We start from the raw sequence: 9809 nt of genomic DNA, 5'->3' as shown, positions 1-9809 counted from the left end.
CAGTATGACAGAGAAGGATCATTGTTATGAAAATGCTTGTGCAGAGCGTGTAAATGGGATATTGAAAGCTGAATTTCTCTTAGATAGGACATTTAATGACGAACAATTAGCTGAAAGAGCTGTTCGTTCGGCTATAGAGACTTATAACCAAGAGCGCCTACACTGGTCATTAGAGTTGAAGACACCAGATAGTATTTTCTTTAATCAAGTAGCATAAACATAGATATTATAGGCTATTAAAGATAAAAGCCATGCTTATATATGATTACAGAACTAAAGTTATTCCTGAAGTTACATAAAGTGTGACTTGATAAAAATGATGTTAAACAAATAACTAAAAGTGTCAACTAATTTTAGGACATGACATAGTTGTTAGTCACTTGTCACTTGTCATTAGTCACTATTATAGGGTTATTATTATGAAAATAATTATTTTCTCAGCTCCTTCGGGTACAGGTAAGTCCAGTGTAATCAGGGAATTACTCAAGCAAACAGACCTGAATTTGGCTTTTTCTATCTCCACTACCTCACGTGCCCCCAGAGGCAGTGAGCGCGATGGGGTGGAGTATTATTTCGTTACAGCAGAAAGATTCCAAGAAAAAATAAAGCAACAAGCCTTTATAGAATGGCAAGAGGTATATGCTGGAAACTACTATGGCACTTATGCCAGCGAGATAGAACGACTCTCGGCCATGGGTAAGAACATTGTCTTTGATTTGGACGTCTTCGGGGGGATTAACCTCAAGAAACACTTTGGGGATAAGGCGCTTGCTATCTTCCTACAACCGCCCTCCTTGGAAGAGCTTAAAAAGCGTTTAGAACATAGAAAAACCGATACGCCTGAGAAGATTGCCATGCGTATAGATAAGGCTGCTTATGAGATAGAACAGGCCGCTTATTTTGATAAGATTGTTGTCAATGACAATTTGCAAGTGTGCGTAGAGGAAGTAGCACAACTGATTCGTACTTTCTTAAATCATTGATAAAAAGGTATATATGCAACCCAAGAATATAGGTCTTTATTTTGGTTCCTTTAATCCTATTCATATAGGTCACCTGATCTTGGCCAATTATTTGGCCGAGCATAGCGATTTAGATGAAATATGGCTGGTGGTTACCCCTCAGAATCCTTTTAAGGACAAAAAATCCTTGCTGGATAATGCTTCACGCTTGGAGATGGTGGCACTTTCGCTTAAGGAGTATGATAAGCTCAAGCCTTGTGATATAGAATTTCATTTGCCACAGCCCAATTATACGATTGATACACTTATTCATTTGGAAGAGAAGTATCCACAACATAGTTTTTCGCTCATTATGGGGGAGGACAACCTAAAATCCTTTCACAAATGGAAGAACTATGAGGTGATACTCAGTCGTTACCTCATCTATGTATATCCTCGCTTGAGCGAAGGGAATGTGCCTGACGCTTTACAGGGGCATGAACATATAGTATATATAAAAACCCCAATTATAGAGCTATCGGCTACCGCTATACGAGAGGATATAGCACAGGGCAAAGATGTAAGACCTATGCTCCCCCCTCAGATATGGTCCTATATAGATAAATGGGGTTTTTATAAATAATCACTACTTTATCAAGTCATCTATATTCAAAGTAGCACCAATCTCTAACAGATGCAATCGCTTATGAGCATCACTGAATTTGCGTTTGGAGGCTTCTTTGTCAATTTTTATCACCTCAAAGGTATCATAGTGAACACCTAATACATTATCGGTTTCTACAAATTTGGCAGCAGTAAGAGCATCTCTCACGCCCATAGTATAGTTATTGCCTATAGGGAAGATGCCCAAATCCACTTTGTACTGATGGGGGATAATCTTCATATCCATAGTAAGGGCAGTATCACCAGATACATAGATAGTTTTATCATTGTAATTGATCAAAAAGCCAGCTGGATTGCCTCCATAACTACCATCGGGGAAGGAAGAGGAGTGTACGGCCTTGATCATCTTGATCTTCACCTTTCCGTCCAAGAAACGATGGGAACCTCCTATATTCATATCATGTCCGTCAATTTCCAAAGCACGATAGTGGGCAAGTATTTCAGGGTTGGTAATCAGAGAGGCGCCTGTACGTTTGGCAATGGCTTCTGCATCAAGGATATGGTCGCCATGGGCGTGGGTTAGTAGGATATAAGTAGCCTCTATATTATTGATATTGATATGCTGAGCAAGCGGATTGGCACTGATAAATGGATCCACAAGAAAGTGTGCTCCTTCTATCTCAATATTGACACAGGCGTGTCCTAAATAAGTAACTTTCATATTTTTAGTAATTTAGTGTTTTCTTCTATATAAAATATTCTATACAATCCTCTTTGCTTGCTCCACTTTCATAGGAGAGGACAACAAAGCGGAAGTCAAAAGGACTGAGGTGTGTAACTAAGGTATCTATGAACTTTCCTTGACTCTCAATCATATACTCACTGAAGTTGTCCACACGCTCCTGTAAGGATTCTTTTGGGAAAAGGCTCACCCGTAGGTCAATCACTCTATCAAGGGTTTCTCGGTATTTCTTTTTCTGCGCCTTGAGCAAGCGCTTTTCTAAGTTGGTCAATCCTTTGAGTTGCTTGGCTTCTTGGGCTTTGACGGCGCCAAGGAAGGATTTGTCGGTATGGGCAGCTATCTGGTACAGATGGGCAAAATGCTCCTCAAGGCTCTGTCGCTGTGGAGTGAAATCAATAGGGTATTCGGAGAGTCTTTGAGTAATTTTGTTCTCTAAGACATTGTTTTTTAAGAAAATATCATAATGGGTAAGTCCCAGCTTGTGCAGTTTCTTCTCTTGGGTCTCACTGATGAGCAGCACTGAGTTGCGCAGCATGAGCATAGGGAAAGGCACCTTGTGAAGGGCAAACATATCCTTGAGTTCCAGCCAGTAAGCGATTTCCCCTCCGCCCCCTACATAGGCCAAGTTAGGCAGAATTACCTCTTGATAGAGGGGGCGTAGGATCACATTGGGCGAGAAGTATTCGGGGAAACACTCTAAGTGTCGTAGGATTTCCTCCTCTGTGAATCGGATAGAGGTATTAAGCACTGCATAGCCCTCGGAATCCCTTACGATGCGCTCCCGTATACCGTCCTTGACATAGAAGATATTAATCTCACGTGGGTGTACCTGTTCAGGGTAATTCTTATTGACACTCTTGATATAAGCAAGGGTCTTTTCCACTTCCTTGTGGGCATCGTTCTGTAAAAGCTCTTGCCTGAAGTGAGGAACGAATAATTCCTTGAGGCACTTATCATTGGCATCAATAATTACCAAGCCATAGGAGGTAAAGAGTTCATTGACTAAGTATCGGGTAGCGCTCGATAGGGTAGGGTGTTGCTCATAGGCTCTTTCAAAGAGGGAGGCCAAGTATTGCCCTTGGTGGCTCTTGCCTAAGAGGACTCTGAGAATCTTAGTGATGCGCTCCAGCCCATCGGTGGAGAAATCGCCTACCATACCCCCCTGTTCTGAGTGCCAAGAGAGCTTTTGCCCACGAAAACTAAAGTGGTTAATCTCTTCAAAATCATGATCTTCTGTTGCCATCCAGTAGATAGGGACAAAGTTGTATTGTGGGTACAACTTTTTGAGCTGCTCACAGCTTACAATAGTGGTAACAATTTTGTAGATGAAATATAGAGGGCCTGTAAAGAGGCTCAACTGGTGGCCAGTGGTAACCGTAAAGGTGTTTTCCTGACGTATAGCCTCTATATTATGATAGGTTTTCTTAGAAATAGATAGGTTTTTGTATTGTTTTTCTAATGCTTCGGCTAGGGTATTCCTATTTTCAGCCGAGTAGTGGGCTTGTTTTTCCTTTATCTGGGCTGGAAAATTGGTAGTCAAGGGAAAACGATGGTATAGACAGCGCAATTCTGCCTTCTGAGCGAGATAATCGGTGATAAACTCAGAAAAATACCCTGTTTCTTTAAAAGGAATATAGTCAATCATAAAATTATTTGAAATTATTAATCAGTCTCCTTATACAAAAGTTCAAAACAAAAAGGCAATAAGTCTTTTATGGAGCCTATTTCCAAGATGTTTCCTTGGGTGCTGGCGCAAAGTACCACAATGGGGCTGCCTTGGGTACACTCGTATTCCAAGAGCGCCTGTCTACAGTTACCACAAGGAGTGGTGATTTCCCCTTGGGGCGTCTTGGCATCATCTCCACAGATGGCTATCTTGAGAATTTTCTCCTGTGGATAGTTGGCCTTGGCATAAAAAAGCGCAGTGCGTTCGGCACATAAGCCAGAGGGATAGGCAGCATTCTCCTGATTGTTTCCTGTGATAACCACTCCATTGCTTAGCAGCAGCGCCGCCCCTACCCAAAAGGACGAATAAGGGGCATAGGCTTGCTCTCTACTTTTCATAGCGCTGAGAACGAGTGCTTTATCCTGCTCATTGAGTTCGCTCAGTTTGAGAGTTTTGTATTTGAATTGGTAGAGATGTTCGTTCATAAGCAGCCTATTAAGAGAGCAAAGGTAGAAAAAAAATAAGTAAAATCCTACGAAAAAGTGAAATTCTTTTTTCTTTATCAGAATTAAAAAAAAGCTAAATAAATTTAGTAAAACGAAAGTTTTTTGTACATTTGTTGCCGATTTAATAGTTGTATTATGGAATTTTTTAGTTCAATGGATACTTACTTACAAGGATTTTGGTTTATAGCGATTCCTGTATCTATTATTTTTGTTATTCAAACAGTGATGACCTTTGTAGGAGCGAATGCTTCCGATGGCTTAGCGGCTGACTTTGACGGAGATTTTTCGGGTGAGGATGCTCCTTTCCAGCTCTTTTCCTTGCGCAACCTGGTGAATTTCCTATTGGGATTCAGCTGGACAGGCATTTCTTTTTATGAGTTGATAGCCAATAAGATTACCTTGATTATCTTTGCGGTTCTTGTAGGTTGCTTGTTTGTATATATCTTTTTCATTACAGTACAAGCCCTAATGAAGTTGGCCGAGGATAACTCCTTCAAGATAGAGGAGACCCTGGGCAAGACAGCACAGGTATATATTCCTATTCCTGAGTACTTATCAGGGACAGGGAAAGTAACCCTAAGTGTAAGAGGTTCTCTTCGTGAGCTGGATGCCATGACCGAAGAGGAAAAAATCCCCTCCAATACTATAGTAAGAATCGTAAAAGTACAAGACCAAGTACTCTTTGTCAAGAGGGCACAGTAGTTAGTGGTCAGACGTCAGTGGTCAGTGGTCAGACGTCAGTGGTCAGTATTTGAATTAACAATTAATAATTAATAGAATGGATTTTTCATCACCCATTAGTTTGATTGCTGTATTTGCAGTCGTATTGTTTGTAACCATCATGTCGCTTACGGCGCGTTACAAGCGTTGTCCTTCGGACAAGATATTAGTTATTTACGGGCGTACAGGAGGTTCTTCTGCACGCTGTATCCATGGGGGCGGCGCCTTCGTGTGGCCTGTGATTCAGGACTTTGCTTACTTGGATTTGCGTCCGCTTTCCATTGAGGCCAACCTCTACAATGCACTGAGCCGCCAGAATATCCGTGTGGATGTGCCTTGTCGCTTTACCATAGCCATCTCCACTGAACCGGAGAATATGAATGCGGCCGCCGAGCGCCTCTTGGGGCTCTCTCCAGAGCAAATCCAAGAGCTTGCCAAGGATATTCTTTTCGGTCAACTTCGTTTGGTGATTGCTACCATGACTATCGAGGAGATTAACTCCGACCGAGATAAGTTCCTTGATAATATCTCCAAGAATGTGGATAGTGAACTCAAGAAAATCGGTCTGAAACTCATCAACGTCAATGTAACGGATATCAAGGACGAATCAGGCTATATAGAAGCCCTCGGTAAGGAGGCCGCTGCTAAGGCTATCAACGAAGCCAAGATTAGTGTAGCCGAACAAGAAAAGATAGGGGAGACTGGTAAAGCCCTCGCCGATAGAGAACGTGACACGCAAATCGCTGAAACACAGCGCGATCGTGATGTGAAAATTGCGATTACTCAAAAGAATAAGGAAATCAGTATCGCCCAAGCTAAAAAGGACGAGACCGTGGGTATTGCCGAGGCTAAGAAGGACGAGTCTATCGGGAAAGCCGAAGCTGACCGTGATAGCCGTATCAAGATCTCCGAAGCCAATGCCTCCGCTATCAAGGGAGAGAATGAGGCTAAGATAGAGATTGCCAACTCTGATGCCCTTCGTAGGGAAAAAGAAGCCGAATCCTTGCGTATAGCGATTTCAGCTGAGAAGGTACAACAGGCCAAAGCCTTGGAAGAAGCCTACTCTGCTGAGGAAAAAGCCGAATCGGCTCGTGCTGAAAGGGAGCGTGCTACCCAACAGGCCAACATCATAGTCCCTGCCGAAATAGCCAAACAACGTGTCATCATAGAAGCCCAAGCCGAAGCAGACCGCTTGCGTGAGAATGCCAAAGGGGAGGCCGACGCCATCTATGCGAAAATGGAAGCCGAAGCTAAGGGTCTCTTTGAAATCCTTACCAAGCAAGCACAAGGGTACAAAGATGTGGTCAGCGCCGCAGGAGGCGATCCTACCAAAGCGTTCCAATTGCTCCTTATAGAAAAACTTCCTGAACTGGTGAAAACACAAGTGGAAGCGGTTAAGAACATCAAGATTGATAAGATTACCGTATGGGATTCAGGTCAAGGCGAAAATGGTAATACCTCTACAGCGAACTTTGTCTCTGGTATGATGAAGACCGTACCCCCGCTCAACGACCTCTTTAATATGGCAGGGCTTAATCTGCCTACTTATTTGACGAAAGCAAATGAAGCCCCTCAAGAGGAAGTGAAAAGTGAAGAGTGAAAAGTGAAGAGTGAAAAGTGAAGAGTGAAGAGTGAAAAACGTTTTTCACTCTTCACTTTTCTCTCTTTTTACTTAAATTCAAAACTTCCCACTTCTATTACGTCCTTTTCATTCGTTACTCTTACGGTAGTTTCTTGTTTTTGCTCCTTATCGGTACCGAAATGCGTATAGAAGGTAATACGGAGGGTTACAGGCATGAGTTGCTTTTGCGAATGTGAGCCATAGTAATTCACCGCTATCTTGTAAGTACCCTTGGGGGCTTTTTTGAGCATAAACTCCTCTGGGCCATAGCCTAGGGTGACATCTTTGGAGATTTTTCCACCAAGATAAGTAAGCCTATTTTGGAAAAAGCACATCTCATTGGTAGGGTCGGTTACCCATAAGTCCATGTCACAATTATCGGTATCCCAAGAGAGTACTACTCGTATATCCACCGGTTCTTCTTTGCGCAAATGCTTGTCTATAAAGTCAGTTTTGATCTCCTTATGGCGTGCGATAAGGCTATTGATACCGTTCATGGTTATCAATTGCAGGTCTCCAAGGCGTGTATCTCGCACGTCCAGCACGATTTTATAGAGTGTTTCTACCGCTTCTTGGTACTGCTTATCTTCAGCTAAGGCCCATCCCAAATCATGATAGGATTGCGGTTCTTCCTTACGGATAGCCATTACCTTTCTAAATACCGCTATAGCATCCTTGTAAGCCTTGTAACTGCTGAGCTTGTAGCCCAGTATACGGAGTAGCTGTGCATTCTCTAAGCTCAGTTCGGCCAAGTTGGACACTACCAAAATAGCCTGCTGTGTATCTCCTTTTTTGAAGAAGTAATCCGCTACATCCACATAGAAAGAAGGCGTTTGTCCGTATTCCTTTTTGAGTTGGTAATAAGTCTCTATCGCTTTGTCAGGCTCGGCATATTCCATGACCTTAAGGTAAGGTGTATCAGGGTTGTAAGCATTGAGTACTATAGAAGCCTTAGGTGGCCTATAGCCAGTAGGCTTTACATTATCCTCATCAATGGGTAAGATTTCATATCCGGCAGTATTGAACGCTTCTTCCTCCTCGTCCTCATCTACCTCACTGAGGGATACCTCGGAGGTGATATCATCTTCACTGATGGGTGCATTATCGTCATATTGGGCTGTTTCTAAGGGGACATCTGCAGGTGGGGGCGGGGGAGAAGTCTGAACATCTTTATCTTTCTTAGCTTTCTTTTGTTGTTCCTTGGTAGGATAGGAGGTCTGCCACCACGACGTTTGTTTTTTGGATTGGGCGATGATAAGTTTTAACACCTCTTTCGGCTTTCTTTTTCTATTTGCCATTTCGGCGGCAAGTCTTTTATATTCCTTTTGAAGTTCCTTGGGAGGGGTAATCTGGTATTGTAGGTAATCCCCAGCGTTCTCCAGTACGATGAGGGAATTGCCTTCGGTGACGATCCCATATTGGCGACCTATAGCATCGATAGCCTTGCTTTCAGCTCCTTCTTTTCGGAGCTGAGCAATCTTTTTTTCTGCCCATATGCGGCGCAAGAGGGCGAATTCCTCACTGCTGGCAGCTGTGTTTTTAGTAAAAGTAAGCTCTTTTTCCACGATAACCTTACCAGCATAGCCTAAAGACACCACTACAGTCGCTTCATCACTCTCCAAATGTCCTGAAAAGGTAAAGTTTTCCCCCACCAAAGCCCCTTTCTGAGGATATAAGTCGGTTACCTTTCCACTCTTTACCTTATAACCTAAGAGTTGGAAGGATTGGTAGCGCAAGGCCTTGAGTGCTTCAGGGAGCGTTTGGGTGGTAAGGTTACAGAATCCCCCACCTGTAGCTCCAGCCAAGTATTGGAGTTTGTCCCAATTGGTCACCAGTTGAGAGCTGACAACATGAACAGGGGCACGAAGCTCACCTATGAGTTTGTTCAGCTCAAAGGACTGTTCCCTGAAGTTGAACACCCCATCGGAGAAGAGCAAGTACTGGTCAGCACCTTGAGGGAAACGCATCGCCTGAGGATTGGTAGCTCCGTCATAGACCTGCTTTTGCAAGTGTGCACGTAGCTCCTGCCAATTACCATCTTTTACCTTGAAGGTGGCCACAGGAGAGGCATAGATATGAAAGGTGCTAAGGCTTACCTCTACATTTTTCACCTGCTTGAAATACGCATCCAAGAGGGCATACTCCTTGTCAAAGTCTCTTTTTTGGCTAGAAGAAGAGCCATCCCAGAGGATACCCAAGTGCTTAGGCATTTCTCTTTCCTTCAGCTCTTGTTTTTCTAAGGCTATATTCCCATAGAGATAGCTATCGGTTCCTTGGGTAGCAGTCAGCAGCTGAGGTTTGTCTATCTTAGGGAAGGTCAGCCCGATATTTTGGTCTAAGGTATAGTTGTCTTTCTTTACCTCACTGATATAGCTGTTGCGGCTTTGTTCGAAATTGAGTTGTAGTGTATTTTCTATATCCGCTTTGACTTGGCGAGCAACCACTTCGGTGCGCAGGCTAAAGTGCTTGAGCTTCACCCCGGAGGCGATGGGTAGAAAGTAAAAATCCTGTCCGTTCTTTTGGGAGAGTTCCTGCTCGAAGGCGATGAGGATTTTACGTGTTTTTCTACGCGGCATAGGATACACACGGGCACGGAAGTTGTTCCCCTGGGTCTTTTCGAGCAAACCGGGATCGATCTTTCGGCGGGTAATCTCCTCAAAGGCTTGTTGTCCCAAGGTCTTATCCACGACCACACCCTCGCGGAGCTTGCCGTCGATATCTAAGGCAAAGCGGGAGACCTCTTGGCCATTGGAGAGGGGAAACTCAAAGGCACCTTCCATCGCCCTATCGTTGGGGTTATAGAAAGTCATTTCCATGGTGGTTACAGCGGTTTGTCCCATGACCCATATATCCAAAGAGAGTTCTTGTAGCTGCATAGGATTGGCATCGCGCTCACCGACGATTTTCAATTGAGGTAGGGCGGTTTTTTGAGCCATAGCACCCCCAGCTATGGCTAAGAGTGCTATGAGAGTTATTAATGATTTCATAA

General features: G+C 43.6%; 9 protein-coding genes. 5 read left to right on the top strand and 4 right to left on the bottom strand.

Annotation, left to right across the window (positions count from 1 at the left end):
- From HMPREF1154_RS02505 to nadD, 3 genes are all read left to right on the top strand, one after another.
- Positions 1–217 (top strand): integrase core domain-containing protein (locus tag HMPREF1154_RS02505; protein WP_009640930.1); only part of this gene is annotated, 217 nt, incomplete at its 5' end.
- A 202-nt stretch (positions 218–419) separates the two neighbouring features.
- Entirely contained in the window at positions 420–983 is a 564-nt protein-coding gene (gene gmk, locus HMPREF1154_RS02500) for a guanylate kinase (protein ID WP_009640956.1), read from the top strand.
- Positions 984–996: 13 nt separating this feature from the next.
- Positions 997–1584 carry a nicotinate (nicotinamide) nucleotide adenylyltransferase gene (gene nadD / locus HMPREF1154_RS02495; RefSeq protein WP_009640952.1) on the top strand — a complete coding sequence of 196 codons (588 nt, stop codon included), beginning with the start codon at positions 997–999 and terminating at the stop codon, positions 1582–1584.
- A 3-nt stretch (positions 1585–1587) separates the two neighbouring features.
- Here the strand turns inward: nadD and HMPREF1154_RS02490 are convergent, their stop codons facing one another.
- Genes HMPREF1154_RS02490 through HMPREF1154_RS02480 form a run of 3 tightly spaced genes read right to left on the bottom strand, consistent with a single transcriptional unit; the run spans position 1588 to position 4458 of the window.
- Positions 1588–2286 (bottom strand): metal-dependent hydrolase, encoded by a 699-nt coding sequence (locus HMPREF1154_RS02490; protein WP_009640961.1) that lies wholly within the window; start codon positions 2284–2286, stop codon positions 1588–1590.
- A gap of 25 nt (positions 2287–2311) precedes the next feature.
- Positions 2312–3952, bottom strand: coding sequence for a bacillithiol biosynthesis cysteine-adding enzyme BshC (bshC, locus tag HMPREF1154_RS02485; RefSeq protein ID WP_009640969.1), 1641 nt, complete (start codon positions 3950–3952; stop codon positions 2312–2314).
- Between the two features lie 17 nt (positions 3953–3969).
- Positions 3970–4458 carry a cytidine deaminase gene (locus tag HMPREF1154_RS02480; protein ID WP_009640971.1) on the bottom strand — a complete coding sequence of 163 codons (489 nt, stop codon included), beginning with the start codon at positions 4456–4458 and terminating at the stop codon, positions 3970–3972.
- A 156-nt stretch (positions 4459–4614) separates the two neighbouring features.
- Between HMPREF1154_RS02480 and HMPREF1154_RS02475 the strand changes: the two genes are divergently transcribed.
- Positions 4615–5181, top strand: a complete 567-nt coding sequence (locus HMPREF1154_RS02475) for an NfeD family protein (protein WP_009640962.1) — start codon at positions 4615–4617, stop codon at positions 5179–5181.
- Positions 5182–5257: 76 nt separating this feature from the next.
- A complete protein-coding gene (locus HMPREF1154_RS02470) occupies positions 5258–6799 on the top strand; it encodes a flotillin family protein (RefSeq protein ID WP_009640953.1) in 1542 nt (513 codons plus the stop codon).
- 68 nt (positions 6800–6867) lie between these two features.
- Here the strand turns inward: HMPREF1154_RS02470 and HMPREF1154_RS02465 are convergent, their stop codons facing one another.
- Entirely contained in the window at positions 6868–9807 is a 2940-nt protein-coding gene (locus HMPREF1154_RS02465; RefSeq protein WP_009640940.1) for a VIT domain-containing protein, read from the bottom strand.
- Positions 9808–9809: the final 2 nt, after the last annotated feature.

Source organism: Capnocytophaga sp. CM59, from assembly GCF_000293175.1.
GTDB classification, from domain to species: domain Bacteria; phylum Bacteroidota; class Bacteroidia; order Flavobacteriales; family Flavobacteriaceae; genus Capnocytophaga; species Capnocytophaga granulosa.
Note: the sequence above shows the minus strand (reverse complement) of the source record. Positions and strands in the feature narration are given on the sequence as shown.

Excerpts from the sequence above, each read along its gene's own strand:
- gmk (WP_009640956.1), top strand. The coding sequence starts at position 420 with ATGAAAATAATTATTTTCTCAGCTCCTTCGGGTACAGGTAAGTCCAGT.
- HMPREF1154_RS02470 (WP_009640953.1), top strand. The coding sequence starts at position 5,258 with ATGGATTTTTCATCACCCATTAGTTTGATTGCTGTATTTGCAGTCGTA.
- HMPREF1154_RS02480 (WP_009640971.1), bottom strand. The coding sequence starts at position 4,458 with ATGAACGAACATCTCTACCAATTCAAATACAAAACTCTCAAACTGAGC.
- nadD (WP_009640952.1), top strand. The coding sequence starts at position 997 with ATGCAACCCAAGAATATAGGTCTTTATTTTGGTTCCTTTAATCCTATT.
- bshC (WP_009640969.1), bottom strand. The coding sequence starts at position 3,952 with ATGATTGACTATATTCCTTTTAAAGAAACAGGGTATTTTTCTGAGTTT.
- HMPREF1154_RS02490 (WP_009640961.1), bottom strand. The coding sequence starts at position 2,286 with ATGAAAGTTACTTATTTAGGACACGCCTGTGTCAATATTGAGATAGAA.
- HMPREF1154_RS02475 (WP_009640962.1), top strand. The coding sequence starts at position 4,615 with ATGGAATTTTTTAGTTCAATGGATACTTACTTACAAGGATTTTGGTTT.
- HMPREF1154_RS02465 (WP_009640940.1), bottom strand. The coding sequence starts at position 9,807 with ATGAAATCATTAATAACTCTCATAGCACTCTTAGCCATAGCTGGGGGT.